This is a genomic window from Streptomyces sp. NPDC020731, from assembly GCF_044334705.1.
GTDB lineage: Bacteria > Actinomycetota > Actinomycetes > Streptomycetales > Streptomycetaceae > Streptomyces.
On the sequence record NZ_JBIRTN010000004.1, the window covers coordinates 350,103 to 376,344 of the forward strand.

A 26,242-nucleotide genomic window follows, 5' to 3' on the forward strand; every position below is an offset into this window, starting at 1 on the left:
GCCCGGCGCCAGGCGGCCGGGGTCAGGCGCCGAGCTCGCGCACCGCCTGTGCGAACGCGTCACCGCGCTTGTTGTAGTTGGCGAACATGTCCATCGAGGCGCAGGCCGGGGCCAGCAGCACCGTGTCGCCGGGCCGTGCGAGCCGCTGAGCCTCCTGGACGGCCCGGAGCATCGCCCCAGTGTCGGTCCGGTCGAGGTCGACGACGGGTACTTCCGGGGCGTGTCGCGCGAGGGCTTCGCGGATCAGGGCGCGGTCCCGGCCGATCAGCACGGCACCGCGCAGCCGCTTCGCCGAGCCGGCGGCCAGCTCGTCGAAGGTGGCCCCCTTGGCGAGCCCGCCCGCGATCCACACGATCGACTCGTAGGCCGCCAACGAGGCTTGTGCCGCATGCGTGTTGGTGGCCTTGGAGTCGTCGACGTACGCGACCCCGTCCACGTCGGCGACGTGCGCGATGCGGTGGGCGTCCGGGGTGAAGGCCCGCAGGCCGTCCCGTACGGCGCTCGCCGGCACCCCGTAGGCCCGCGCGAGGGCCGCGGCGGCAAGGGCGTTGGCGATGTTGTGCGGAGCGGGTGGGTCGACGTCGGAGACCTCGGCGAGCTCCTGGGCGTTCTCGTGCCGGTTCTCGACGAAGGCGCGGTCGACCAGGATGCCCTCCACCACTCCGAGTTGGGAGGGGCCCGGGGTGCCGAGGGTGAAGCCGACGGCGCGGCAGCCCTCCTCGACGTCGGCCTCGCGGACCAGGTCCTCGGTGGACGGTTTGCCGGTGGCATCCACGTTGTAGACGCAGGCGACGCGGTTGCCTTCGTAGACGCGGCCCTTGTCCCTGGCGTACGCCTCCATGGAGCCGTGCCAGTCGAGGTGGTCGGGGGCGAGGTTGAGCACGGCCGCCGAGTGGGCGCGCAGGGAGGGCGCCCAGTGGAGCTGGTAGCTGGACAGCTCCACGGCGAGCACGTCGTACCGCTCCTCGCCGAGCACGGCGTCCAGGAGGGAGACGCCGATGTTGCCGACGGCGGCGGTGCGCAGTCCGGCCGCCTCCAGGATGGAGGCGAGCATCTGGACGGTGGTGGTCTTGCCGTTGGTGCCGGTGACCGCGAGCCAGGGGGCCGCGCCGGGCTTCCTGAGCCGCCAGGCGAGTTCGACGTCGCCCCACACCGGCACCCCGGCCGCGTCCGCCGCCGTGAACAGCGGCTTGTCCGGCTTCCAGCCGGGGGCCGTGACGATCAGGTCGGTGCCTTCGGGCAGGGTCGCGCCGTCGCCGAGCCGGACGGTGACGCCCAGCGCCTCCAGTTCGGCGGCCTGCTCACGCGCGCGTGCGTCGTCGCCGTCGTTGACGACGGTGACCTTCGCGCCGAGCCCGTGCAGCGCCTTGGCCGCCGGGACGCCGGAGACGCCGAGTCCGGCGACGGTGACGTTCTTCCCCTGCCAGTCGGTCACTTGTCCGCTGCCCATCCCGCGTAGAAGAGGCCCAGTCCGACGATCACACAGATGCCCTGGATGATCCAGAAGCGGACCACCACAAGGACTTCGGACCAGCCCTTGAGTTCGAAGTGATGCTGGAGTGGCGCCATCCGGAAGACCCGCTTCCCGGTGAGCTTGAACGAACCCACCTGGATGACCACCGACATGGTGATGAGGACGAACAGACCGCCCAGGATGGCCAGCAGCAGCTCGGTGCGGGAGCAGATCGCGAGACCCGCGAGCACACCGCCGAGCGCCAGCGAACCGGTGTCGCCCATGAAGATCTTGGCCGGCGAGGTGTTCCACCACAGGAAGCCCAGGCAGGAACCCATCAGCGCGGAGGCGACGACCGCGAGGTCCAGCGGGTCGCGCACCTCGTAGCAGGCGCCCGGGTTGGTCAGCGTCTCGCCGTTGGCGCAGGACTCCTGGAACTGCCAGACGCCGATGAAGGTGTAGGCGCCGAAGACGAGCACGGAGGCGCCGGTGGCGAGACCGTCCAGACCGTCGGTCAGGTTCACGCCGTTCGACATGGCGAGGATCATGAACAGCGCCCAGACGACGAACAGCACCGGGCCGATGGTCCAGCCGAAGTCCGTGATGAACGACAGCTTCGTGGAGGCCGGGGTCTGTCCGCGGGAGTCCGCGAACTGCAGGGACAGCACCGCGAAGGCGATGCCGACGATCAGCTGCCCGGCCATCTTCGCCTTGGCCCGCAGCCCCAGCGAGCGCCGCTTGACGATCTTGATGTAGTCGTCCAGGAAGCCGACCAGACCCATGCCGACCATCAGGCCCAGCACCAGCACGCCCGAGTACCTCGGCGACTCGCCGCTGATCACCTTGCTGAGGAAGTACGCGGCGACCGTCGCGAAGATGAAGGCGATACCGCCCATCGTCGGCGTACCGCGCTTGCTGGCGTGCTCGCGCGGACCGTCGTCACGGATGTACTGCCCGTACCCCTTGCGGGCGAGCAGTTTGATCAGCAGCGGGGTGCCGATCAGCGTCAGGAAGAGGCCAATGACTCCTGCGAACAGGACCTGATTCATCATCGGGCTGCGACCTCACCCTCGGCACCGGTCTCGAGCAGCGCCTGCGCCACGCTCTCGAGCCCGACCGAACGGGACGCCTTCACGAGAACGACGTCTCCCGGGCGCAATTGGCTGCGCAACAGGTCGACCGCCGCCTGTGCGTCGGACACGTGCACCGACTCCTCACCCCACGAACCCTCGTTATATGCGCCCAGTTGCAGCCAGGCGGCTTCCCTGCCCCCGACCGCGACGAGCTTGCTGACGTTGAGCCGGACGGCGAGCCGTCCGACCGCGTCGTGCTCGGCGAGCGCCTCGTCCCCGAGCTCGGCCATCTTGCCGAGCACCGCCCACGTACGACGTCCCTTGCCCATGGCCGCCAGCGCGCGCAGCGCTGCCTTCATGGACTCGGGGTTCGCGTTGTAGGCGTCGTTGACGACCGTCACGCCGTCCGGGCGCTCGGTGACCTCCATCCGCCAGCGGGAGAGGGAGCCCGCCTCGGAGAGCGCGGTGGCGATCTCGTCTGCGGACATGCCCAACTCGTGGGCGACGGCGGCCGCGGCGAGCGCGTTCGACACGTGATGCTCACCGTACAGGCGCATGGTCACATCGGATGCACCGGAGGGTGTGTGAAGCCTGAAGGAAGGCTGTCCGCTGTCCGTGAGTCGCACGTTCTCGGCGGAGACGTCCGCTTCGTCGGACTCTCCGAAAAGGATCACCTTCGCCTTCGTACGGGACGCCATGGCCCGTACGAGGGGGTCGTCCGCGTTGAGGACCGCGACACCGCCCTCCTCCGCAGGGGGCAGGGCCTCCACCAACTCGCCCTTGGCCTGGGCGATCTGCTCCCGGCCGCCGAACTCGCCGATGTGGGCGGAGCCGACGTTCAGGACCAGTCCGACCCTCGGGGGCGTCAGACCGGCGAGGTACCGGATGTGGCCGATTCCGCGCGCTCCCATCTCCAGCACGAGGAACTTCGTCTCCTCGGTGGCGGTGAGCGCGGTGAGCGGCAGTCCGATCTCGTTGTTGAGCGAGCCGGGGGTGAAGACGGTCGGTGCCTCGCGCTGCAGGACCTGGGCGATGAGGTCCTTGGTGCTGGTCTTGCCGGCCGAGCCGGTGAGCGCGACGAGGGTGGTGCCGAGCCGGCCGACGACGTGCCGGGCGAGGGCGCCGAGGGCCGCCTGGACGTCCGCCACGACGATCGCGGGGACCCCGACGGGCCGGGAGGCGAGCACGGCGGCCGCGCCCGCCTCGACGACCCGGGCCGCGAAGTCGTGGCCGTCCACGCGCTCGCCGGCGAAGGCGACGAACAGGCTGCCCGGACCCGCCTCCCGCGAGTCCCGGACGACCGGTCCGGTGACCTGGACGGACGGGTCCGGTATGTCGTGCGTCTGCCCGCCGACGACTTCTGCGATCTCGGCGAGGGAGAGGGCGATCACAAGTTCATCCCTGGGTTTTCTTGATGGCTTCCCGAAGCACCTGGCGGTCGTCGAAGGGACGCACCACCCCGGCGATGTCCTGCCCCTGCTCATGACCCTTGCCCGCGACCAGCACCGTGTCACCGGGCCGTGCCCGGGCCACGGCGGCGGCGATCGCGGCGGCCCGGTCCTCGAAGACCTGCACCTCGCCGCGCTCGTGGGCGGGCACGGAGGCGGCGCCGTGGAGCATGGTGGCGAGGATCGCGAGGGGGTCCTCGGAGCGGGGGTTGTCGGAGGTCAGTACGGCGGTGTCGGCGAGCCGCGCGGCGGCGGCGCCCATGGGCACCCGCTTGGTCTTGTCGCGGTCGCCGCCGCACCCCAGCACGACGTGCACCTGGCCCTCGGTGACCTTGCGCAGGGCGCGCAGCACCGATTCCACGGCGTCGGTCTTGTGGGCGTAGTCCACCACCGCGAGGTACGGCTGTCCGGCGTCCACGCGCTCCAGCCGGCCCGGCACGCCCGGTACCGCGGCGACGCCGTCGGCGGCGGCCTGCGGGTCGAGTCCGGCGGCGGCGAGGGCGACGATCGCGGCGAGGGTGTTGGCCACGTTGAAGGGCCCCGGCAGCGGCGACCTGGCGCCGATCCGCTCGCCCTCGGGGCCGATCACGGTGAACGTCGAGTCCATCGGGCCGACCTCGACGTCCTCGGCGCGCCAGTCGGCGTCGGGGTGGCCCTCGGCGGAGTAGGTGACGACCGGGACGCCGGCCTCCTTGGCGAGCCGGCGGCCGTACTCGTCGTCCGCGTTGACCACGCCGAGTCGGCTGCGCCTCGGCGTGAACAGCTGCGCCTTGGCCCGGAAGTAGTCCTCCATGTCGGAGTGGAACTCCATGTGTTCCGGGCTGAGGTTGGTGAAGACGGCGATGTCGAAGACGCAGCCGTCGACCCGGCCGAGGACCAGGGCGTGGCTGGACACCTCCATGGCGACCGCGTCGGTGCCGCGCTCGCGCATGACGGCGAACAGGGCCTGGAGGTCGGTGGCCTCGGGCGTGGTGCGCTCGGACTTGATGCGCTCGTCGCCGATGCGCATCTCGACGGTGCCGATGAGTCCCGTGCTGTGGACCGTCCTCAGCCCGCCCTCGACGAGGTAGGCGGTGGTGGTCTTGCCGGAGGTGCCGGTGATGCCGATCTGCAGCAGATCGCGGCCCGGGTGGCCGTAGATGGTGGCCGCCAGCTCGCCCATCCGCGCGCGCGGGTCGTCGACCACCAGCGCCGGCAGTCCGGCCGCGGCGACGCGCCCGGCGCCGGACGGGTCGGTCAGCACGGCGACCGCGCCGAGACCGGCGGCCTGGGTGACGAAGTCGGCGCCGTGGGCGCGGGCGCCCGGGAGGGCGGCGTACAGGTCGCCGGGGCGGACGGCGCGCGAGTCATGGGTGATGCCCGTGACCTCGGCGGCCCGTTCCGGTGCGGGGGCACCCAGCTGACCGGCGAGTTCCGCGAGGGATGTGGCGGAGACCTGAACCGGACGGGGCGGTCCCGGATATGTCACGGGGTGGCCCTTCTGGGTGGTTTGGGACTGATCGGCGTGTGGCACGGCGGTGAGCGTACCGGGCGTACCGGCCGGAGGGGTAAAGAGGGGCCCGCGCGCAGCGTGGTCCGGCGGGGGCGGCGGTGGGTGACGGGTGGACGAGGGACGGGGGGTGTTCTGGTTCCCGGGGTCGGGGGTGATCGTCGTCACGGGGTGGTTCCTGGTGGCTCGGTGCTCGGTACGGGTCAGGGCTTGAAGGTGACCGGGAGGTCGGCGGGGGCGGCGCCGGTCGGCGGCACCTGAAGGGTCTTCAGGGCGAACTCCATGACCTGCTTGTACACGGGTCCGCAGATCTGGCCGCCGAAGTAGCTGCCCTCGGTGGCGTTCTGGATGACGCAGTAGACGGTGATCCTGGGCTTGTCGGCAGGGGCGAAGCCGGCGAAGGACGAGGTGTAGCCGTGGTACTTGCCGGTGGCCGGATCCACGCGGTTCGCCGTACCCGTCTTCCCCGCGACCCGGTAGCCCGGGATGCGCGCCCTGGTGCCGGTGCCCTCCTCGTCGTCGACGACCGACTCCAGCATCCGGGCGAGCGTCTTCGCCGTCTTCTCGCTGACGACCCTGCTCCTCTCGGGCTCCGGGGCGGGGGTGAAGCGTCCGTCGGGGCCCTTGGAGCCGCGTACGAGGGTGGGTTCGACCCGGACGCCGCCGTTGGCGATGGTCGAGTAGACCGACGCGGCCTGCATGGCGTTGACGGACACGCCCTGGCCGAAAGGGATCGTGTACTGCTGCGAGGTGGACCACTCGTCCGGCGGGGCGAGGATGCCCTTGGTCTCGCCGGGGAAGCCGAGCCCGGTATGACTGCCGAGGCCGAACTTGCGCAGGTACTTGTAGAGGACCCTGTTGGCCTGGGCCTGGGTCCTGCCGAGCTGGCCGGTGGCGAGGATGGTGCCGATGTTGCTGGACTTGGCGAGTACGCCGTTGAGCGTCAGGTGCCAGGTCGGGTGGTCGATGTCGTCCTTGAAGAGCCTGTCGCCGCGGTGCAGCCGGTTGGGCACGACGACATGTGTGGTGGGGGTGGCGGCGTTCTCCTCGAGGACCGCCGCCATGGAGAGCACCTTGGCGGTGGAGCCGGGTTCGAAGGCGTCCTGGACGGCCGCGTTGCCGAGCGCCTCCGGGTCGGCCTCGGAGAGGTCGCCCGGGTCGAAGCCGGGCGCGTTGGCCATCGCGAGGACCTCGCCGGTGCGGGTGTCCTGGACGATGACGTAGCCGCGGTCGGCCGCGGACTCCTTCACCTGCTCGCTGATGGCGTTCTGCGCGGCCCACTGGATGTCGCGGTCGATGGTGAGCTCGACGTCGCTGCCGGACACGGCCGGGGTCTCGGTGGAGCCCGCGGTCGGGACGAGGCGGCCGCCGGACTGGGCGTAACGGATCTTGCCGTTCTCGCCGGCGAGCCGCTTGTCGAGCTGGAGCTCGACGCCGCCGCCGCCCTTGCCCTCGGCGTTGACCCAGCCCAGTATCCCGGCGGCGAGCTCGTTGTTGGGGTACACCCGCTTGCTGGTGGGCACGGAGAAGACGCCGGCCAGGACGTTGGCGGTGGAGTCGGCGTTCCCTGTGCTCTCCGCCTTCTTGGCGAGCGCGGCCTTGAGGTCCTTGATCTGCTTCCAGGTCTGCGGGGTCTGGCGACCGGCCAGTTTGACGTAGCGCAGGGCCTTGTTCCCCGGGCGCAGCTTCTCGACCAGCTTGTCCTGGTCCTGGCCGAGGATCGGGGCGAGGAGGGCGGCGGCCTGCTCGGGGCCGTCGGCGATCTCCAGCTCGTCCGGGGCGAACATCGTGGGGTCGGCCGTGATGTCGTAGGCGTCCTCGGTGGTCGCCAGGGCCACGCCGTGGCGGTCGGTGATCCCGCCGCGCTCGGCCTCCAGCACCTGGCCGACGTAGCGGTTCTGGTCGGCCTTGGCCGCGTAGGTGCTCGCGTCGACGGCCTGCACCTGGAACAGGCGTACGACGAAGGCGAGCAGGACCAGGGTCAGGGTCACGCCGACCAGACGCAGCCGGGGCCGAGGGCTGCCCAGCCGGATGACCTTCGGGGGCGCGGAGCGGGGTCCCGCGGGCCTGCGGGCCGGGCGGGCGCCGGGGCCGGGGCGCTGTCCGGCGGCCGGGCGGGCGGGCCGGGCGGGGCCGGGCACCCGGCGGCGGGGCGGTTCCCTGTCGGACACTTCCGTCACCTGCCGGGGGTCGATGAGGAGGGCGTGGGTGTGGCGGCCGGGCTCGGCGCCGTGGTGGGCGGCGGGACCGTCGCGGTGGCCAGCGCCTCGGGCGCGAGGACCAGGGGGGCGCGGGCGGCGGAGACCGCGCCGGGCACGCCCTTGACCTTGCCGTCGGTGCCGAGGAAGGCGGGGTCGCCGCCGGGCACCATGCCGAGCTCGCGGGCGCGGCGCTGGAGGGCGTCGGGGGCGGAGTAGGCGTCGATGTCCCGCTGCAGGGCCTGTTCCTCGTCGGTGAGGTTCTTGGTCTCCCGCTGGAGGTCGTCGAGCTGGAACGCGCCCTCGCTGAGGGCGGAGTTCAGCACCAGGAGGCCGATCAGACCGCCGCCGAGGAGGACGACGACGAGGAGGACGAAGGGGGTGCGCGCCGCCTGGGCGCGCCCGGTGGGCAGGAGCCGGGCGAGCCGGGCCGCCCTCCCCTTCAGCTCGGGCCGCCCCTTCGGTTCGGGTTTCCTACTCACTCACGCTCCCCTGAGTTCGCTTTTCCCACCCGTACGCCCGGCCGTCCGTCACCCGCCTCGTGCGCCGCCTGTGCCTCAATCGACGTCCTCCCTGATCCGCTCGGCGCCGCGCAGCCGCGCGGGGGCCGCGCGCCGGTTCTCGGCGATCTCCTCCTCGGTGGGAAGTTCGGCACCGCGCGTGAGCAGCTTGAGCCGGGGCTGGTAGCGCTCGGGGACGACCGGGAGCCCGGGCGGGGCGGTGGTGGCGGCGCCGGCCGCGAACACCTGCTTGACGAGCCGGTCCTCCAGGGAGTGGTACGACAGCACCGCGATCCGTCCCCCGACGTCGAGGGCCTTCACGGCCGCCGGGACCGCCCGCTCCAGCACCGACAGCTCGCCGTTGACCTCGATCCGCAGGGCTTGGAAGGTGCGCTTGGCCGGGTTGCCGCCGGTGCGCTTGGCGGCCTGCGGCAGCGCGTCGCGGATCAGCTCGACCAGGCGCGCGCTGTTGGTGAACGGCTCCCTCTCGCGCTCGCGCACGACGGCGGACACGATCCGCTTGGCCTGCTTCTCCTCGCCGTAGGCACGCAGGACGCGGACGAGTTCGCCGGGCGGGTAGGTGTTGAGGACCTCGGCGGCGCTGACGCCGGTCGTCTGGTCCATGCGCATGTCGAGGGGGGCGTCCTGGGCGTAGGCGAAGCCGCGGTCGGCCTCGTCGAGCTGCATGGAGGACACCCCGAGGTCGAACAGGACGCCCCGTACGCGCGGGACACCGAGCCGGTCGAGGACCTCGGGGAGCTCGTCGTAGACGGCGTGCACCAGGGTGGCCCGGTCGCCGAAGGGGGCGAGCCGCTCGCCGGACAGCCGCAGGGCCTCCTTGTCGCGGTCCAGGGCGACGAGCCGGGCCTCGGGGAACCGCCGGAGCAGGGCCTCGCTGTGGCCGCCGAGCCCGAGCGTGCAGTCGACCACCACCGCTCCCGGCCGTTCCAGGGCGGGCGCCAACAGGTCCAGGCACCGCTGGAGCATCACCGGGACGTGTCGACTCTGGCTCAAGTGGCCCTCTCAAATCCGGCGTGGCGCTCACGCACCGCCGGGTTCCCGCCCTCCCCCGGTGAGGGACGGCCGGCGCCGTCAGGCGTCGGCCGGGCGGCGGCGGGAGGAGGCCGAGCCGTACGTGCGCGCCGCGCACGCGGGGAGATCCCCCGGTCGTCGCCGGGGGATCCGGGGAAATCCAGTCGCGGTGGGCGCGCGCGCCTCCCGCTCCGCGTCACTTTAGTCCACGGTTCCGCCCGGTCAATCAACCGGCCTGCGCGTCGCGGCCCCGTGCGGCGGGTCAAGGGGCGGATCGGACACATCACCCGTAGGAGGGGGCTCACACCACCCCTGTGGGTTACCTCACACCAAGGTCGGCTGGCGTTCTTTGTCGCCTCTCACAGCGGGCCTGATCCCCTGGTGACCAGTAACGTCATGGGTATGACGACTTCCGCATCGGTTCCCACCGGCCCCCAGAACGCCTCCACCGGCCACGGCACGGTCACCGACCGTCTGGTCGACGCCAACCAGCAGTACGCGGCCGCCTTCACCGACCCCGGGATGGACGCCCGCCCGGTGCTCCACGTCGCCGTGGTGGCCTGTATGGACGCCCGTCTCGACCTGCACGACGCGCTGGGTCTGTCGCTCGGCGACTGCCACACCATCCGCAACGCGGGCGGCGTCGTCACCGATGACGTGATCCGCTCGCTGACCATCAGCCAGCGGGCGCTGGGCACCCGCAGCGTGGTCCTCATCCACCACACCGGCTGCGGTCTGGAGTCCATCACCGAGGAGTTCCGGCACGAGCTGGAGATGGAGGTGGGCCAGCGTCCCGGCTGGGCCGTGGAGGCCTTCCGGGACGTCGACCAGGATGTGCGGCAGTCGATGCAGCGCGTGCGCACCTCGCCGTTCCTGCTGCACACCGACGACGTGCGCGGCTTCGTCTTCGACGTGAAGTCGGGCCTGCTGCGCGAGATCGACCCCGCCTGACCTGGCTGCCCGCCCCGGAGAAAACCTGGACTCCGGACTCCGTCCGACGTCGTAAGACCTGACGTATCGCTGTCAGTTGTCCACAGGCGAGTGACACGAATCGGTAACGGCGGCAAGAATGCGGGAGTGGTGTCACGCGGAACTTTTCCCGCGTGGTGTCCGTGATTCGGGGTGGGCCGGTCCGCGCAGCAAGGCGTCGGCCCGGACATTTGGGGTCCCCCGCTCCATGCGGAGCGCGGGGAAGGGCCGAGGAGGGCCGGGTGACGACCTATGACGATCGAGCGAGCCTCACTGATCTGACCGCCGTGGTGGAGCGCGTGCGGAATTCGGTGGAAGGCGTGATCGAGGGAAAGCCCGAGGTCGTACGGCTCTCGCTGACCGTGCTGCTCGCCGAGGGACATCTGCTCATCGAGGATGTCCCGGGAGTCGGCAAGACGATGCTGGCCAAGGCACTGGCACGGTCCATCGACTGTTCGGTGCGGCGGATCCAGTTCACGCCGGACCTGCTGCCCTCGGACATCACCGGTGTGTCCATCTGGGACCAGCAGGGCCGTGACTTCGAGTTCAAACCGGGCGCCATCTTCGCGCAGGTGGTGATCGGCGACGAGATCAACCGCGCGTCGCCGAAGACGCAGTCCGCGCTGCTGGAGTCGATGGAGGAGCGCCAGGTCACCATCGACGGCAAGACCTACGAACTGCCCAGCCCGTTCATGGTCGTGGCGACGCAGAACCCGGTCGAGATGGAGGGCACCTACCCTCTGCCGGAGGCCCAGCGCGACCGCTTCATGGCCCGCGTCTCGGTCGGCTACCCGAGCCCGGAGGCCGAGCTGCAGATGCTGGACGTGCACGGCGGCGTCTCCCCGCTGGATGATCTCCAGCCGGTGGCGCACGCGCACGAGATCCTGAAGCTGATCGAGGCGGTGCGCGACGTGTACGTGGCCGGACCGATCCGCCGGTACGTGGTGGACCTGGTCGCCGCCACCCGCACGCACCCCGATCTCAGACTCGGTGCCTCGCCGCGCGCGACGCTGCACCTGCTGCGCGCGGCGAAGGCGGCGGCGGCCCTCGGCGGCCGGGACTACGCACTGCCGGACGACGTGCAGGCACTCGCCGTGGCCGTCCTCGCCCACCGGCTGCTGCCCACCGCCCAGGCCCAGCTCAACCGCCGGACCGCCGAGCAGGTGGTGCAGGAAATCCTCCAGCGCACCCCGGTGCCCGCGGACCGCCCCCAGGCGCCCGCGGGCGCCCCGCGGCAGAGCGGCCTCGGCCACGGCGGTCCGGAGTTCGGCCAGCAGCCGCCCCGGAGGCTGTGATGACCACCGCTGGCACCACCGCGGGCGCCGTCCACGCGGAGGGCGACCGGGGCGACCGGGGCGACCGGAGCGGCGTCAGGACGGCCCTGGCCGGTCTCACCACCCGCGGTCGCTCCTTCCTGGCCGCCGGCGTGGCCGCCGCGATCTGCGCGTACGTGCTGGGGCAGAGCGATCTGCTGCGGGTCGGGCTGCTGCTCGCGGTGCTTCCGCTGGTGTGCGCGGCCGTGCTCTACCGCACCCGCTACCGGGTCGCCGGCAGCCGTCGGCTCTCCCCCGGGCGGGTGCCCGTCGGCTCCGAGGCGCGGGTGCATCTGCGGATGGAGAACGTCTCGCGGCTGCCCACGGGCCTGCTGATGCTCCAGGACCGGGTGCCCTACGTGCTCGGACCGCGCCCGCGGTTCGTCCTGGACCGGGTGGAGGCGGGCGGGCGCCGCGAGGTGTCCTACCGGGTCCGCTCCGATCTGCGCGGCCGCTATCCGCTGGGCCCGCTGCAGCTGCGGCTGTCCGACCCGTTCGGGATGTGCGAGCTGACCCGGTCCTTCTCCACGTACGACACGCTGACGGTGATCCCGCGCGTGGAGCCGCTGCCGCCGGTGCGGCTGAGCGGCGAGGCGATGGGGTACGGCGACGGGCGGCAGCGCTCGCTGGCGCTGGCCGGTGAGGACGACGTGATCCCGCGCGGCTACCGCTACGGCGACGACCTGCGCCGGGTGCACTGGCGCTCCACCGCCCGCTACGGCGAGCTGATGGTGCGCCGCGAGGAACAGCCGCAGCGCGCCCGGTGCACGGTGCTCCTCGACACCCGGGCCATCGCCTACGCGGGCGCCGGACCGGACTCGGCGTTCGAGTGGGCGGTGTCCGGTGCGGCCTCCGTGCTGGTGCACATGCTGGAGCGCGGTTTCTCGGTGCGGCTGCTGACCGACACCGGCACCTCGGTGCCGGGCGAGGGTTCCGGCGGGTTCGCGGGGGTGAACCAGGAGTCGGCGGACGCGGCCGGGCTGATGATGGACACCCTCGCCGTGGTGGACCACTCCGACGAGGAGGGCCTGTCCCGCGCCTACGACGTGCTGCGCGGCGGGAACGAGGGGCTGCTGGTCGCCTTCCTCGGCGACCTGGACGAGGAGCAGGCCGCGGTGCTCGCCCGGATGCGGCAGCGCGGCGGAGGCGCACTCGCCTTCCTGCTGGACAGTGGGACCTGGCTGCGGGAACCGGCCGATGTGCCCGGTGCGTCGGACAGGCGCGGGGAGTGGCTGCGGATGCTGCGCGAGGCGGGCTGGACGGCGCTGGGCGTGCCGCGGGGCGCCTCGCTGGAGGAGCTGTGGCGGCAGGCGGACCGGGAGCGTTCGGGCCTGGCCGCGGCGAGCGGTGGGGAGGGGCCGTGATCAGCGGACGGGCGAGGCTGGCGCTGTGCGCGTGGGCGGCCACACTGATGGCGGCGTGCGCCCTGCTGCCGCTGGTCGACCCGGCGACCTGGATCCTCCAGGCGGCGTTTCTGCTGGCGGTCCAGTCGGGCGTGGGCGCGGCGGCCCGGCGGGTGCCGCTGGCGCGTCCGCTGACGGTGGCGGCGCAGTTCCTGGTGACGCTGGTGCTGTTGACCCTGGTGTTCGCGCGTGAGCACGCCTTCGCCGGGCTGATACCCGGGCCGGACGCCTTCCGTTTCTTCGCCGAGCTGCTGGATCAGGGCGGGAACGACGTCAGCCGGTACGCGATCCCGGCGCCGCTGTCCGACGGCATCCGGCTGATGCTGGTCGGCGGCGTGCTGGTGATCGGGCTGCTGGTGGACACCCTCGCGGTGACCTTCCGCAGCGCGGCCCCGGCCGGGCTGCCGCTGCTCGCCCTGTACTCGGTGGCGGCGGGGCTGGCCGACAACGGCATCGACTGGCTGTGGTTCCTGCTGGCGGCGGCCGGCTATCTGACGCTGCTGCTCGCCGAGGGCCGGGACCGGCTCTCCCAGTGGGGACGCGTGTTCGGCGGGGCGCCGGGCCCGGGCGGGGACTCGCCCGGCGCCGTCGCCCCGGTGCGTACCGGGCGGCGGATCGGTGCGGTCGCGCTGGGCATCGCCCTGGTGGTGCCGCTCGGCCTGCCCGCGATGAACGGCGGCCTGCTCGACCCCGCCGGCACGGGGATCGGCTCGGGCGCCGGCGGGGGCGGCACCATCTCCGCGGTGAACCCGCTGGTGTCGCTGCGCAACTCGCTGAACCAGGACGAGGACCGCCAGGTCATGTCGGTGCGCTCCGAGCTGACGGACGTGTCGGACCTGTACTTGCGGATCGTCTCCCTCGACGACTTCGACGGCACCACGTGGAAGCCGTCGAAGCGGTCCATCACCACCGTCCCCGACGGCACGTTCCCGACGCCGCCGGGCCTCGGCACCGACATCGGGCGCACGGAGATCGGCACGACGATCTCGACCGCCGACTGGTACGCCCAGGACTGGCTGCCGATGCCGTACCCGCCGAGCGGGGTGAGCATCCGGGGCAACTGGCGCTACGAACCCGTCGGCATGACACTGGTCGGCGACCACGGGCAGAACACCCGCGGTCTGACGTACGAGGTGCGCAGTCTCCACGTGCAGCCCACGGCGGAGCAGCTGGCCGACGCGCCGGAGCCGCCGCCCTCGCTGGAGCGCGAGTACACCGAGCTGCCGGACTCGCTGCCGGCCGTGGTGTCCCGCACCGCCCGCGAGGTCACCGAGGGCGCGACCAGCGCTTACGACCAGGCGGTCAAGCTCCAGGAGTACTTCGCACTGACCGGCGGCTTCGAGTACGACACCCAGGTCGACGTCGGCAGCGACTCGCAGGCGATCGCCCGTTTCCTGCGGGACAGACAGGGCTTCTGCGTGCACTTCTCGTTCGCGATGGCGTCGATGGCCCGTTCGCTGGGCATACCGGCGCGGGTCGCGGTGGGCTTCGCACCCGGCACCCCGCAGGCGGACGGCACGGTCGCGGTCGGGCTGCGGGACGCGCACGCCTGGCCGGAACTGTACTTCGAGGGCGTGGGCTGGACCCGGTTCGAGCCGACCCCGACCCGTGGTTCGACGCCGGTGTACACCGTGCCGGACACCGCGGACAGTACGGTGCCCGATCCGGCCCTGCCCTCCCGGGCCGCGCCCGCGGAGCCGTCGGCGGAGCCCTCGGAGAGCGAGAGCTGCACGGCGGAGCGGAGGAAGCTGGGGGCGTGCGAGAGCGAGTCGCCGCAGGCGGCCCTGCCCACGGGCGACGACGGACCGAAGTGGTACGTGCTGCTGGGGTGGGCGCTGGCCGGTCTCGCGGTGCTGGTGCTGCCGCTGTCGCCGATGCTGTGGCGGGCGAGGACCCGGGCGGTGCGGCTGGGCGGGCACGGCCGCTCGGAGGCGGAGGCGGTGCCGTACGTCCTGGCCGTCTGGGACGAGCTGACCGACACGGCGTGGGACCACGGCATCGCGCCGGACGAGTCGCTGACCCCGCGCGGGGCGGCGGACCGGATCGTGCGACTGGGCCGGCTCGGCCCGGGTGCGGCAGCGTCGGTGCACCGGGTGGCCGGTGCGGTGGAGCAGGTCCTGTACGCGCCCCGGCCGCGGCCGGCGGTGGGTCTGACGGACGAGGTGCGGGGCGTTGCCGCGGGGCTGCGGTCCTCGGCCGGCCGGTGGGCGCGGGTGCGGGCGGTGCTGGCTCCGCGGTCGAGCGTGCGGGTGGTGTGGGCGGTGTCCGCCTGGTGGGCGGGGGTCCGGGAGCGTCTCCTGGCGCTGCGGCCGACCTGGCGCAAGCCGTCACGGCAGCAGGGCTGAACGCCACCGGCCGCGGGGCCGGACCGGCCCGCCGGGGTGGGGTGGGTCGCGCGGTCCGGCGCTTGCGGGGCCTCCCGGGTCCTTGAGGCACTGGGGGAGGCACGACTGCCCACGGGAACGAGGACAGCGGCCGCCCGAGGGGGCGGCAAGCCCGAGGGGGCGGCAAGCCCGAGGGGGCGACCACCGTGTCGGTGGTCGCCCCCTCGGGCTTGGGTTCTTCGGTGGGAGGCTAGTGGCCGCCCTGCTCGTCGCGGCGGCGTTGCCAGCGTTCCTCTATGCGGTCCATGACGGACCGGCGTTGTCTGGTCTGGCGCCCCGCCTGCGGCGTACCCGTCGCACCGGCGGCCTGCTCTCCCGGCTTGGGTGCCTTGCGCCAGCCGGTCACCGCGAGGACCGCGCAGCCCAGCATCACGAGGAACCCGACGACACTGAGCCAGACCTGCTGGGCGACCATACCGGCCATGAGGAGCGCAATACCCACGAGGAAGCCCGCGACCGCCTGGTAGACCCGTCGCCGGGTGTACGTACGCAGCCCGCTTCCCTCGAGCGCCGTCGCGAACTTGGGATCTTCGGCGTACAGCGCTCGCTCCATTTGCTCGAGCATGCGCTGCTCGTGCTCCGAGAGCGGCACGGAGTCCTCCTCATCGTGCAGTCGCCGGGGCGACCCGGGGGGTCCCTTCAGGATAGGCAGGGAATCGCCCCCGTGAAACCCGCCCCTCTGCGCCAATTGGCCAACCGGTACCAGCCATCACGTCCCGGCCCGCTGAGGCTTCTCATTCCCCGGCGGCCGGCCCGTCATGCCGGGCGGTCTCCCTCGATCATACGGCGCCAAGCCGCCATTCGGGGGGCCTGTGGCGCACTCCATGCGCGGCGGGGCCCACCGGACACGTCGCTGATCAGCGGCGCGTCCCGGCAGCCGCTCAGGCCCCCGGGGTCCCCCGCGTCTCACCGAGCACATGAAGTTGCGTGGCCACGGAGTGGAAGGCGGCGAGCTCGGCCGCCGCGGCCTCCAGCTTCAGCAGCGCGTCCAGGGCTCCGGGTTCGGTGTCGACGAGCACGCCGGGGACGAGGTCGGCGAAGACCCGCACGCCGTGCACGGCGCCGACCGTCAGGCCCGCGCTCTCCACGAGCGCGGTGAGCTGGTCGGCGGTGAAGCGGCGCGGCACGGGGTCGCCGGTGCCCCATCGGCCGTCCGGGTCGTCGAGCGCCTGCTTGGCCTCCGTGAAGTGACCCGCGAGGGCGCGGGCGAGCACGGCGCCGCCGAGGCCCGCGGCGAGCAGGCTGAGGACGCCGTCGGGGCGCAGGGCCGCCACCGCGTTGCGGACGCCTTCGGCGGGGTCGTCGACGTACTCCAGGACACCGTGGCACAGCACGATGTCGTAGCCACCGCGCTCGGCCACCTCGAAGAGGCCCCGGGCGTCGCCCTGGACGCCCCGGACCCGGTCGGCGACGCCGGCCTCGGCGGCGCGGCGCTCCAGGGCGAACAGCGCGTTGGGGCTGGGGTCGACGACGGTCACCTGGTGACCGAGCCGGGCGAGGGGCACCGCGAAGTTGCCGCTGCCGCCGCCGGTGTCGAGGACGTCCAGCGCCTGCCGTCCGGTCGCCTTGACCCGGCGTTCCAGGGCGTCCTGGAGGACCTCCCAGACCACGGCGGTACGGAGGGCGGCACGGGGCCGCATCGGGTCCGACACGGTAGTTGACTCCTCGGCGCGGCACCGCCTCTTCCTCGGCGGAGCAATCGGGCTCCCTCCCCTGGCGGGTAGGGCTTCAGGCGCTGTCCACCCTATGGCCTGCGCCGTGGTGGCCGGGCACCTGTCCGCGCTCCTACGGTGCCGCTTGAGGTGTTTCGCTCCCGCCGCCCCGTCCCGTCCCGTCCCTGGGGGCTTCGCCCCCGGACCCCCTCTGCGCAGTTCCCCGCGCCCCCGGGAAGGGCTGCTGCGGGGGCAGGACGGGCTGGAGGACCAGCATGCGTTCGACCAGACGGAGGAACATGGCCACGTCGCGTATCAGGTCGTCGGCGTCCCGGCCGCTTGCCGCGCCCTGGATGCCGGCCTCGGCCCGGGCACGGCGCCGGGCCCCGGAGGCGAACAGCGCGCTCCACTCGGTGAGCTCGGGCGCGATCTCGGGGAGCACTTCCCAGGCGCTCCGTATCCGGGCCCGGGCCCGGGGCGAGGTCTCGGGCCGGCCGCGGGCGGCGAGCACGGCGGCGGCGGTGCGCAGGGCGGCGAGGTGGGCCGTCGCGTAGCGCTCGTTGGGCGTCTCGAGGACGGCGGCCTCGTCGAGTCCGGCACGGGCCTGGGCGAGCAGGTCGAGGGCGGCGAGCGGGGCCGTGGCGCGGCGCAGCACGGGGTGGATGTCGCTCGCCGGGCCGTTCAGTGAGGGGGCAGGGCCGGTTGCGCGGCGCCGACGGGCGGCGGCTGCGGACGAGTGGGCCATGACGAACCTCCTGTCGTCTTTGTGACGACACCCCTACTAAGAGGTGCCGTATGTGCACATCGTGAGGTATGGCACTGACAATCCGCTCTGACCTGGGCTTTTGCTTCGCTCGGTGGTTCGCGCTAATTTTTGCACTGACCAGTCAGTTCAAAATAGGGGGACTTGGTGGACGGTCCGCTCGGACTCACCGTCACGGCCCGCGACTTCGGCCTGAAGGGGCCGCGGGGCTGGGTGTTCCGCGGCATCTCGGCCGACGCGGAGCCCGGCTCGCTGATCGCGGTGGAGGGGCCGTCCGGGTCGGGCCGCACCTGCCTGCTGCTCGCCCTCACCGGCCGCATGCGGCCCACGGAGGGCCTGGCCGCCGTGGGCGGACTCGAACTGCCCCGGCGCATGTCCGCCGTACGCCGCCGCAGCGCGCTCGCGCACGTCACCGGAGTCACCGATCTCGACCCCTCCCTCACCGTCGGCGAGCACCTGCGGGAACAGGCCCTGCTGCGGCGCCGTTTCGGCGGCCCGCTCCCCCGCCCGCGCGTGCTGCGGCGTCCGCGCGGAGAACGCGCACGTGAGGAGAGGGAGCGCGTCGACGACGCGCTGACCACCGCCGGGCTGGACCTCGCGGCCCTGCCCAAGTCCGCGCGGACCGCCGTACGGGATCTGGAGCGGGTGGAGGCGCTGCGACTGTCGCTCGCGCTGGCGCTGCTGGGGCGTCCCCGACTGCTCGGTGTGGACGACACCGATCTGAAGCTCTCGTCCGCCGAACGGACCGATGTCTGGGCCCTGCTGAAGTCCGTCACCGAGACCGGTACCACCGTGCTGGCGGTGTGCAGCGAGGCACCGCGCGACGCGGTGGTCGTCCGCACGGGAACCGGCCGGCACGACGACGCGAAGGACGACGCGAAGGAGGCGGCGGCCGATGCGCTCGCCGAAACTGGCCGCTCTTGAACTCCGGCGCTTCGGCCGGGGCAGACTGCCGCGCGCGGCCCTGGTCGCCCTGCTGGTGCTGCCCCTGCTGTACGGCGCCCTGTACCTGTGGTCGTTCTGGGACCCGTACGGCCGCCTGGACCGGATCCCGGTGGCGCTGGTGAACGACGACGAGGGGGCGCGTGCCGGCGGGAAGCGGATCACCGCGGGCGACGACATCGCCGAAGGGCTGCGCGACAGCGGCGCCTTCGACTGGCGGGAGGTGAGCGCGGCCGAGGCCCGGCGGGGCGTCGAGGACGGCACGTACTACCTGTCGCTGACCATGCCCGCCGACTTCAGCCGCCGTATCGCCTCCGGTTCGGGTGACTCCCCCGAGACCGGCGCCCTCCAGGTGCGGACGAACGACGCCAACAACTACATCGTCGGGCAGATCTCCCGGACGGTCTTCGGTGAGGTGCGCCGGGCCGCTTCCACGAAGACCTCGCGCTCCTTCCTGGACCGGATCTTCGTCTCGTTCTCGGACATCCACGGCGAGACCGTGAAGGCGGCCGAGGGGGCGGACAAGCTGAGCGGCGGCATCGGGAAGGCGGAGAAGGGCTCCAAGGACCTCGCCGACGGCCTGGAGGCCGCGCGCAAGGGCAGCGGGAAGCTGTCCAAGGGCCTGAAGGCCCTCCACAAGGGCGCCGGCGACCTGGAGGACGGCTCGAAGAAGGTCGCGGACGGCACGCGGAGACTCGCCGGCAAGGTGAACGCGGTCGACGCCGAGGTGGGCCCGTTCCTCGAGGACAACGAGAAGACCATCGGCGACACCGCGCGGTTCGTCGCCGACTCTGCCGGAAAACTCCGCGAGGACCTCGACGCCCTGGAGGAGGAGGCGCCGGCCGCGGTGAAGGACGCCCGCGCGGCGTCCGACACCATGGACGACGTCCACCGGGCGCGCTGCGAGGACCCCGTCCTGCCCGATCCCGCCTGCCCGGACCTGAAGAGGGCCAGGGACGCGGTGGCCACGGCGGCGACCGTCGCCGGCGACGTCGGTGCCCTGGTCACCGGCCACCGCGACGACCTGGAGAAGCTCGACGGGCACCTCGCCGTCCTGGAGAAGCGGGCCCGGGCGCTCGCCGACCGCGCCCCGCACCTCTCCGAGGACCTCGACGACGCCGTCACCAGGATCAACAAGCTCGACACCGGGGCCGGCGAGGTCGCCGCCGGCGCGAAGAAGCTGAACAAGGGACTCGGCACCGCCGAGACCGGCGCCGCGGACCTGGACAAGGGCGTCGGCGAGCTGAAGACTGGCGCGGACGATCTGAACGGCGGCCTCTACAAGCTCGTGGACGGATCCGGCGAGCTCGCCGGCGGCCTGCACGACGGCGCCGGGAAGATCCCCGACTACGACGAGCAGGACCGCGACCGGCGCACCGAGGTGATGGCCGACCCGGTCCGGCTCGTCTCCCGCGACCTGCACAAGGCGCCCGACTACGGCACCGGCTTCGCCCCGTACTTCATCCCGCTGTCGCTGTGGGTGGGCGCGATGGTGGCGTACATGCTGATCGCGCCGATGAACCGGCGCGCGCTTGCGGCGGGCGCCTCCGCCTGGCGGATCGCGCTGGCGGGCTGGCTGCCGGTGGTGGCGATCGGGGTGCTGCAGACGCTGGCGCTGATGGCGGTGCTGCACTGGGCGCTCGGACTGCAGATGGCGCGGGCGGCCGGGACCGTGGGCTTCCTGTGCCTGGTGACGGCGTGCTTCGCGGCGATCGTGCAGTGGCTGAACGCGCGCTTCGGCGCGGCCGGCCGGATCCTCGTCCTCGCGCTGCTGATGCTCCAGCTGACCTCGGCGGGCGGCACCTACCCCGTGCAGACCAGCCCCGGCTTCTTCAACGCGCTGCACCCGTTCCTGCCGATGAGCCATGTCGTCGGGGCGCTGCGGCGGCTCATCACGGGCGGCGGCCTCGGACCGGTGTGGCAGGCGTGCGCCGTACTCGTGGCCTTCACCGCGGGCGCCCTCGCGCTCACCGCGCTGTCGGCCCGCCGTCGCCAGGTGTGGACGATGGACCGGCTCCACCCGGAGCTGGTCCTGTGAACGGACGGACCGGCGTTCCTGTGACAATCAGGGCCATGGAACGCAGCAGCACCACGCCGGGCGGCAGTGCCCGCCGCGAGGCCACCCGGCAGAAGCTCTACGAGGCGGCCGTCACCCTCATCGCCGAACAAGGTTTCTCCGCCACCACCGTGGACGAGATCGCCGAGCGGGCGGGAGTCGCGAAAGGCACGGTCTACTACAACTTCGCGAGCAAGTCGGTCCTCTTCGAGGAGTTGCTGCGGCACGGGGTCGGTCTGCTGACCGCCTCGCTGCGGGAGGCGGCCGAGCGGACGGCCGGGGAGGGCGGGGGCAAGGTCGACGCCCTGGACGCGATGATCCGCGCGGGGCTCGTCTTCATCGACCGCTACCCGGCCTTCACCCAGCTGTACGTGGCCGAGCTGTGGCGCACCAACCGGGCCTGGCAGTCCACGCTGATGGTGGTGCGGCAGCAGGCCGTGGCGGTGGTCGAGGGCGTGCTGCGCGAGGGCGTGGCGAACGGCGAGTTCAACGACGAGATCGACGTCCCGCTGACGGCGGCGGCGCTGGTCGGCATGGTGCTGGTGGCCGCGCTGGACTGGCAGTCCTTCCAGCCGGAGCGCTCCCTGGACGACGTGCACTCCGCCCTGTCCCGGCTGCTGCAGGGGCGGGTCGGCGGCCGCCGCTGAATCCTGGACGGACGAAGGCGCCGGTCCGGCGGTGGCCGCGTCCCCCGCGGGCCACCGCCGGACCGGCGCCTTCCTCGCTCCCCCCGTACGTCCCCCTGGAACCCCCGTGTGGCCGTCCCCGGGTTCCCCCGTGCCTCGATCCCGCCGACGGTGCCGACGGAAGGAGCGGATCGCGGGCCCGTACCGTTCCGGCGCCCCGTGTCGCCGGTTCCGGGGCCGGGCCCCTCTCCGTGGTCTCCACTCTCTCGTTCCCGCAGGTCGGCCCCCATCCGCGCGCGTACTCAACTCGGCGGCTAGGTACGGGTACTCAGGGCTGCGCACCCGCACCCACGGCTCGGTGCCGCCGACCGGAGCCCGGGGCGGGGCGCGGGTACTCGGGGACGGACTGCCGGTGGCGGCGGATAAAGTCCCTGGCATGGCACGGATTGCGGTGATCGGCGCCGGGATGGGCGCGATGGCGGCCGCCGCCCGGCTGGCCGTCGCGGGCCACCGGGTGGCGGTGTACGAGCGGACGGAGACGTACGGCGGTGCGCTGCGCCGTCTCGAGCGGGACGGGTTCGCCTTCGACACCGGGCCCGGACTGCTCCCGCTGCCGGCGGTCTACCGGGATCTGTTCGTGAAGACCGGCAGGGAGCCGCTGGAGGCGTGTGTCGAGCTGGTCCAGGCCGACCCGTCGTCGCACCACGTGTTCGCGGACGGTACGCGCGTGTCACTGCCGAACGCCTCCCGCGCGGGCGTCGTCTCCGCACTGGAGGAGAACCTCGGGGCGGACGCGGCCAGGCGCTGGGGGGACTTCCTGGTGCGGGCCCGGGAGGCCTGGGACCGGTCGCGCAGACCGCTGTTGGAGGAGCCGCTGTGGCCCAACTGGCAGGTCCTGGCCGAGCGTGAGCCGTATCCGGCGGTCCCCCACAGGAAGCTGCTGCGCACGCGCAGGGCGGGCACGCTCGCGGAGGTCGGTGCGTGGGAGCTGCGCGATCCCCGGCTGATCGCGCTGCTGGAGAGCCATGCGCTGGCGTACGGCCTCGATCCCCGCGACACCCCGGCAAGCGCGGCGGTGCTGCCGTACATGGAGCACGCCTTCGGCATGTGGTACGTGCGGGGCGGCATGCGGGAGCTGGCGCGGGCGGTGTACGAGCGGTGTCTGGCCCGCCGGGTGGAGTTCCACTTCGGCGCGGAGGTGGCCGGGGTGACGGAGAAGGACGGCCGGGCGGCGGGACTGGAACTCGCCGACGGCACCGTGGCGGAGGCGGACTTCGTGGTCGCCGGGGTGGCTCCCGGGGTGCTGGACCGGCTGAGCCGGGGGACGCGGGTGCGCGGTGACGGCGAGGTACCGGGCCGGCGGGGGACGGCGAGCCGGGTGACGGTGGCGCTGGCGCTGCGGGGCGGGCGCCCGGAGGGGACCCCGCACCGTACGGTCGTGCACACGGAGGACCGGGAGGCCGAACTGGAGTCGCTGTCCGGTGCGCCCGGGGGCCCGCCCGCGCGGCCCACGGTCACGGTGCTGCGGCCGGACGACCCGGCGCTGGTCCCGGACGCCGGCCACGAGGCGGCCACGGTGACGGCGGCGGTGCCCGCCGGGACCGAGGGGGCCCGGGACGCGTACGCCGAGCGTCTGATCGCCGTCGCCGGGCGGGCGGTACCCGGCCTGCGCGACCGGCTGCTGTGGCACGAGATGCGCACCCCGGCCGACATCGCCGAGGAGACCGGCGCGGAGGGCGGCGCGGTGCCGGTACCGGCGCTGGCCGCGGCGGGCGGGCGGCTGCTGCACCCGGCCAACAGCACCGGGCTGACCGGGCTGTTCACGGCCGGCGGCTGGTCCCACCCCGGCGGCGGGCTCCCGCACGCCGGGATGTCGGGGGCGCTGGTCGCCGGACTGATCGTGGAGGGGCCGGAGTTCCGCGGGTCGCAGTGAGCGCGCTCAGTAGCGGTACTGCTCGTCGTACCCGTTGCCGTGCGTCTGTCCGTCGCCCTGGTGCGGGTACTGCTGCTGCTCGGGCGGGAGTTCGCCGCCGTACGTGTCGTCGGTGCTGCGCTGCTGCGGGACCCACAGGCCGCCTGCCGGGGTCTCGCCGCCGTAACCCTGCTGGGCGTACGGGTCCTGGCCGTAGCCCTGCTGGGGATACTGCTGCGGGTCGGCGTAGCCGGTGTCGTACGAGGTGTTCCCGTAGGCCGGCGAGTTGCCGATGTACGGGTCGGAGTAGGCCGCGTACTGCTGCTGGCCCGTGGTGTCGTAGCCCTGCTGCTGGCCGTAACCGGAGTAGTCGTAGGCGTAGTTCGGGTCGGCGCCCTGGGCGGCCGCCGCGTACTGGTCCTGGGACGGGGCCGCGTACCCGGTGTCTCCGCCGTAGACGCCGTAGGAGCCGGTGTCGTCGGGCATGGGCTGCGGCTCGTAGACGGCGGTGGTCCCGTCGGGCGCCGGCTGGTCGGGACGGGCGGCGGGGGTGAACACGTCGTCGCGGTCGTAGTCGTCGTCCGCGCGGTAGCCGTCCCGGTCGCGGTGGCCGTCGCCCTCGCCGCCGTGACCGGTGCCGGACGCCTCCAGGTCGGAGACCTCCAGGGTCGGCTCCTGGCGTCCGCGGTCGCCGCGGCGGCCCTTGGCGGCGGCAAGTATCGGCGCGTTGACCGCCCAGCCGGCCGCGAAGCCGCGGCGGAACGACAGGGTGACGTAGGTCTGGCCGACCGCGAAGGCCGCGGCGCCCAGCCCGATGACGATCACGGACGGGATCAGCACACCGAGCACGACACCGAGGAAGCCACCGAAGGCGAGCAGCCGCCAGCGCAGCCGCGCCTTGTACTGCAGCAGCACCTCACCGAGCAACCACAGCGCGACGATGCCGAACGCGATGTAGAGGACCGTCCAGCCCATGTACGCCCCTCTCCCAGTGGTCGCTACGCAGTGTGTCGTACATCCGTGCGACCGGTCTAGGCCCGCGGTGGGTGGTGCAGGCCCAGGTTCTCGTAGATTTCCAGGGTCGCCGTGGAGTTGTTGAGCGTGATGAAGTGCAGTCCGGGCACTCCCTCGGCCAGCAGCCGGGCGCAGAACTCCGTGGCGAACTCGATACCGATGGAGCGTACAGCCGCCGGATCGTCCTTCGCTGTGAGGATCCGCTCTTTGAGGGCCTCCGGGAACACGGCGTTACTGAGCTGTGGCAACCTCTCCAACATCTTCACGCTGGTCACCGGCATGACCTCGGGAATCACCGGGGTCGCGCAGCCCGCCGCGTCGACTCGGTCACGCAGCCGCAGATAGGACTCGGGCCGGAAGAACATCTGGGTGATCGCGTAGTCGGCGCCGGCCCGGCACTTGTCGACGAAGCGGGCGACGTCGGTGTCCCAGTCCGCCGAACGCGGGTGCATCTCCGGGAAGGCGGCGACACCGACGCAGAAGTCTCCCGACTCCTTGATGAGCCGGACGAGTTCGGCGGCGTAGGTCAGCCCCTGCGGGTGCGGCACCCAGTCGCCCATCGGGTCACCGGGCGGGTCGCCGCGCACGGCGAGCATGTTGCGGATCCCGGCGTCGGCGTACTGGCCGATGATGTTGCGCAGCTCGGCGACGGTGTGGTCGACCGCGGTGAGGTGGGCGACCGGGGTGAGGGTGGTGTCGGCGACGATCTGCTGGGTCTCCTTGACCGTGCCCGCGCGCGTGGAGCCGCCCGCGCCGTAGGTCACGGAGACGAAGTCCGGCGCGACCGCCTCGACCCTGCGCAGCGCGCTCCACAGGTTCCGCTCGCCCTTGGGGGTCTTCGGCGCCGAGAACTCGAACGAATACGTCCTCTTGCCGGCGGCGAGCATGTCGCGCACGGTGCGTGCGCGATCAGTCCTGGTGGATGCGGTTCCGAGGGCCATACCGGCAGGTTAGCCAGGGGGCGGCGGTCCCCCAACCGGATGGGGGACATTTGTCTGAAATGCCTACTTGTTGTCCACCCCTTGGACAAACCTGAGACGTGTGGGGGTCACCCGGCGTCCGAGGGCTCCGCCTGCCGCAGCCGCTTCGCGAACTCGGCCGCCGCCGCGCCGGGGTCGTCCGCCTCGGTGATGGCCCGTACGACGACGACCCGGCGGGCACCCGCGTCCAGCACCTCGTCGAGGTTGCCGAGGTCGATGCCGCCGATCGCGAACCAGGGACGCTCGGTGCCCAGGGCCGCGGTGTGGCGGACCAGGCCGAGGCCGGGCGCGTGGCGGCCGGGCTTGGTGGGGGTGGGCCAGCAGGGGCCGGTGCAGAAGTAGTCCACGCCGGGCTGGACGGCCGCCGCGGCGGCCTCGGACCCGGCGTGGGTGGAGCGGCCGATCAGGATGCCGTCGCCGAGTATGGCGCGGGCGGCGGGGACGGGGAGGTCGCCCTGGCCGAGGTGGAGGACGCCGGCGCCGGCGGCGTGGGCGACGTCCGCGCGGTCGTTGACCGCGAGCAGCTTGCCGTGCCGGGCGCAGGCGTCGGCGAGGACCGCCAGGTGCTCCAGTTCCTCGCCGGCCTCCATGCCCTTGTCCCGCAGCTGCACGATGTCGACCCCGCCGGCCAGGACCGCGTCCAAGAACTCCGCGAGGTCGCCCTGCCTCCTGCGGGCGTCGGTGCACAGGTAGACCCGGGCGTCGGCGAGCCGGGCGCGAGCGGTGTCGGTCATACGAGGGTTCCCCCGGGGTGTCGGCGGCGCACGGACCCGGTGGGCCCGGCGTGTCGTGGCAGGCGTCCTCGGCCGTCAAGGGCCGACGGAGCTCACATCGCAACGGACCCTATGCCCGCCGCGCCGACGACCGCGAGACGCCCCTCACGGGCCGCCACCCCCTCCCGGACGCCGCGAGAGCACGCACCGGTACACGGAACCCGGAGCCCGACGAACGCCTCCGCCCGGACGCGGGCCCGTCTCCGCCTCACGCGGCCGGCGCACCATCCGCCTCGGACGCCGTGCCTGCACGGGTACCCAC

At 73.0% G+C, this 26,242-nt stretch carries 21 protein-coding genes; 8 read left to right on the forward strand and 13 right to left on the reverse strand.

The features are described from left to right. Positions 1-22 precede the first annotated feature (22 nt). From murD to rsmH, 7 genes are all read right to left on the reverse strand, one after another. A complete protein-coding gene (gene murD / locus ACH4VX_RS08660) occupies positions 23-1,450 on the reverse strand; it encodes a UDP-N-acetylmuramoyl-L-alanine--D-glutamate ligase (RefSeq protein WP_398366623.1) in 1,428 nt (475 codons plus the stop codon). Beyond that, positions 1,432-2,502 (reverse strand): phospho-N-acetylmuramoyl-pentapeptide-transferase, encoded by a 1,071-nt coding sequence (gene mraY, locus ACH4VX_RS08665; RefSeq protein WP_398366670.1) that lies wholly within the window; start codon positions 2,500-2,502, stop codon positions 1,432-1,434. The genes murD and mraY overlap by 19 nt, the downstream gene beginning before the upstream one ends. Beyond that, on the reverse strand, positions 2,502-3,917 hold the full coding sequence (gene murF, locus ACH4VX_RS08670) for a UDP-N-acetylmuramoyl-tripeptide--D-alanyl-D-alanine ligase (RefSeq protein WP_398366624.1): 1,416 nt from the start codon (positions 3,915-3,917) through the stop codon (positions 2,502-2,504). The genes mraY and murF overlap by 1 nt, the downstream gene beginning before the upstream one ends. A gap of 4 nt (positions 3,918-3,921) precedes the next feature. Beyond that, a complete protein-coding gene (locus ACH4VX_RS08675) occupies positions 3,922-5,442 on the reverse strand; it encodes a UDP-N-acetylmuramoyl-L-alanyl-D-glutamate--2,6-diaminopimelate ligase (protein WP_398366671.1) in 1,521 nt (506 codons plus the stop codon). Between the two features lie 224 nt (positions 5,443-5,666). Next, entirely contained in the window at positions 5,667-7,634 is a 1,968-nt protein-coding gene (locus tag ACH4VX_RS08680; protein WP_398366625.1) for a peptidoglycan D,D-transpeptidase FtsI family protein, read from the reverse strand. A gap of 5 nt (positions 7,635-7,639) precedes the next feature. Beyond that, the gene (locus ACH4VX_RS08685; RefSeq protein WP_398366626.1) at positions 7,640-8,143 is read right to left on the reverse strand and encodes a septum formation initiator family protein; all 504 of its coding nucleotides are present in this window, start codon (positions 8,141-8,143) and stop codon (positions 7,640-7,642) included. Positions 8,144-8,218: 75 nt separating this feature from the next. Next, positions 8,219-9,175, reverse strand: a complete 957-nt coding sequence (gene rsmH / locus ACH4VX_RS08690; protein WP_398366627.1) for a 16S rRNA (cytosine(1402)-N(4))-methyltransferase RsmH — start codon at positions 9,173-9,175, stop codon at positions 8,219-8,221. Positions 9,176-9,595: 420 nt separating this feature from the next. On the opposite strand from rsmH, the gene ACH4VX_RS08695 reads away from it, so the two are divergent. From ACH4VX_RS08695 to ACH4VX_RS08710, 4 genes are all read left to right on the forward strand, one after another. Next, positions 9,596-10,144 carry a beta-class carbonic anhydrase gene (locus tag ACH4VX_RS08695; protein WP_398366628.1) on the forward strand — a complete coding sequence of 183 codons (549 nt, stop codon included), beginning with the start codon at positions 9,596-9,598 and terminating at the stop codon, positions 10,142-10,144. A gap of 260 nt (positions 10,145-10,404) precedes the next feature. Then, on the forward strand, positions 10,405-11,457 hold the full coding sequence (locus ACH4VX_RS08700) for an AAA family ATPase (protein WP_398366629.1): 1,053 nt from the start codon (positions 10,405-10,407) through the stop codon (positions 11,455-11,457). Further along, positions 11,457-12,839 carry a DUF58 domain-containing protein gene (locus ACH4VX_RS08705; RefSeq protein WP_398366630.1) on the forward strand — a complete coding sequence of 461 codons (1,383 nt, stop codon included), beginning with the start codon at positions 11,457-11,459 and terminating at the stop codon, positions 12,837-12,839. Before ACH4VX_RS08700 ends, ACH4VX_RS08705 begins: the two co-directional genes overlap by 1 nt. Positions 12,840-12,886: 47 nt before the next feature. Continuing rightward, positions 12,887-15,223, forward strand: coding sequence for a DUF3488 and DUF4129 domain-containing transglutaminase family protein (locus ACH4VX_RS08710; protein WP_398366672.1), 2,337 nt, complete (start codon positions 12,887-12,889; stop codon positions 15,221-15,223). A 229-nt stretch (positions 15,224-15,452) separates the two neighbouring features. On the opposite strand, the gene ACH4VX_RS08715 is transcribed toward ACH4VX_RS08710, so the two are convergent. From ACH4VX_RS08715 to ACH4VX_RS08725, 3 genes are all read right to left on the reverse strand, one after another. Then, positions 15,453-15,854 (reverse strand): DUF3040 domain-containing protein, encoded by a 402-nt coding sequence (locus ACH4VX_RS08715; protein ID WP_398366631.1) that lies wholly within the window; start codon positions 15,852-15,854, stop codon positions 15,453-15,455. A 289-nt stretch (positions 15,855-16,143) separates the two neighbouring features. After that, positions 16,144-16,914, reverse strand: a complete 771-nt coding sequence (locus ACH4VX_RS08720; protein ID WP_398366632.1) for a methyltransferase — start codon at positions 16,912-16,914, stop codon at positions 16,144-16,146. Positions 16,915-17,047: 133 nt separating this feature from the next. Continuing rightward, on the reverse strand, positions 17,048-17,659 hold the full coding sequence (locus ACH4VX_RS08725) for an SAV_6107 family HEPN domain-containing protein (RefSeq protein ID WP_398366633.1): 612 nt from the start codon (positions 17,657-17,659) through the stop codon (positions 17,048-17,050). A gap of 165 nt (positions 17,660-17,824) precedes the next feature. Between ACH4VX_RS08725 and ACH4VX_RS08730 the strand changes: the two genes are divergently transcribed. From ACH4VX_RS08730 to ACH4VX_RS08745, 4 genes are all read left to right on the forward strand, one after another. After that, on the forward strand, positions 17,825-18,601 hold the full coding sequence (locus tag ACH4VX_RS08730; RefSeq protein WP_398366673.1) for an ATP-binding cassette domain-containing protein: 777 nt from the start codon (positions 17,825-17,827) through the stop codon (positions 18,599-18,601). After that, positions 18,573-20,657: a YhgE/Pip family protein gene (locus ACH4VX_RS08735; RefSeq protein ID WP_398366634.1), complete on the forward strand. Its 2,085-nt coding sequence runs from the start codon at positions 18,573-18,575 to the stop codon at positions 20,655-20,657. The genes ACH4VX_RS08730 and ACH4VX_RS08735 overlap by 29 nt, the downstream gene beginning before the upstream one ends. A gap of 35 nt (positions 20,658-20,692) precedes the next feature. Next, the gene (locus tag ACH4VX_RS08740; RefSeq protein ID WP_398366635.1) at positions 20,693-21,322 is read left to right on the forward strand and encodes a TetR/AcrR family transcriptional regulator; all 630 of its coding nucleotides are present in this window, start codon (positions 20,693-20,695) and stop codon (positions 21,320-21,322) included. 415 nt (positions 21,323-21,737) lie between these two features. Next, the gene (locus ACH4VX_RS08745) at positions 21,738-23,234 is read left to right on the forward strand and encodes a phytoene desaturase family protein (protein WP_398366636.1); all 1,497 of its coding nucleotides are present in this window, start codon (positions 21,738-21,740) and stop codon (positions 23,232-23,234) included. 6 nt (positions 23,235-23,240) lie between these two features. Here the strand turns inward: ACH4VX_RS08745 and ACH4VX_RS08750 are convergent, their stop codons facing one another. The 3 genes from ACH4VX_RS08750 to thiE all read right to left on the reverse strand — a co-directional run bounded on the left by ACH4VX_RS08750 (position 23,241) and on the right by thiE (position 25,941). Continuing rightward, the gene (locus tag ACH4VX_RS08750) at positions 23,241-24,188 is read right to left on the reverse strand and encodes a hypothetical protein (protein ID WP_398366637.1); all 948 of its coding nucleotides are present in this window, start codon (positions 24,186-24,188) and stop codon (positions 23,241-23,243) included. Between the two features lie 56 nt (positions 24,189-24,244). Then, positions 24,245-25,168 (reverse strand): methylenetetrahydrofolate reductase [NAD(P)H], encoded by a 924-nt coding sequence (gene metF / locus ACH4VX_RS08755; RefSeq protein ID WP_398366638.1) that lies wholly within the window; start codon positions 25,166-25,168, stop codon positions 24,245-24,247. A gap of 107 nt (positions 25,169-25,275) precedes the next feature. Beyond that, a complete protein-coding gene (gene thiE, locus ACH4VX_RS08760; protein WP_398366639.1) occupies positions 25,276-25,941 on the reverse strand; it encodes a thiamine phosphate synthase in 666 nt (221 codons plus the stop codon). Positions 25,942-26,242: the final 301 nt, after the last annotated feature.

Coding starts and splice junctions, on each gene's coding strand:
- ACH4VX_RS08705 (WP_398366630.1), top strand. CDS start 11,457: ATGACCACCGCTGGCACCACCGCGGGCGCCGTCCACGCGGAGGGCGAC.
- ACH4VX_RS08745 (WP_398366636.1), top strand. CDS start 21,738: ATGGCACGGATTGCGGTGATCGGCGCCGGGATGGGCGCGATGGCGGCC.
- ACH4VX_RS08750 (WP_398366637.1), bottom strand. CDS start 24,188: ATGGGCTGGACGGTCCTCTACATCGCGTTCGGCATCGTCGCGCTGTGG.
- ACH4VX_RS08725 (WP_398366633.1), bottom strand. CDS start 17,659: ATGGCCCACTCGTCCGCAGCCGCCGCCCGTCGGCGCCGCGCAACCGGC.
- ACH4VX_RS08695 (WP_398366628.1), top strand. CDS start 9,596: ATGACGACTTCCGCATCGGTTCCCACCGGCCCCCAGAACGCCTCCACC.
- ACH4VX_RS08735 (WP_398366634.1), top strand. CDS start 18,573: ATGCGCTCGCCGAAACTGGCCGCTCTTGAACTCCGGCGCTTCGGCCGG.
- ACH4VX_RS08710 (WP_398366672.1), top strand. CDS start 12,887: ATGGCGGCGTGCGCCCTGCTGCCGCTGGTCGACCCGGCGACCTGGATC.
- murD (WP_398366623.1), bottom strand. CDS start 1,450: ATGGGCAGCGGACAAGTGACCGACTGGCAGGGGAAGAACGTCACCGTC.
- mraY (WP_398366670.1), bottom strand. CDS start 2,502: ATGAATCAGGTCCTGTTCGCAGGAGTCATTGGCCTCTTCCTGACGCTG.
- thiE (WP_398366639.1), bottom strand. CDS start 25,941: ATGACCGACACCGCTCGCGCCCGGCTCGCCGACGCCCGGGTCTACCTG.
- ACH4VX_RS08740 (WP_398366635.1), top strand. CDS start 20,693: ATGGAACGCAGCAGCACCACGCCGGGCGGCAGTGCCCGCCGCGAGGCC.
- metF (WP_398366638.1), bottom strand. CDS start 25,168: ATGGCCCTCGGAACCGCATCCACCAGGACTGATCGCGCACGCACCGTG.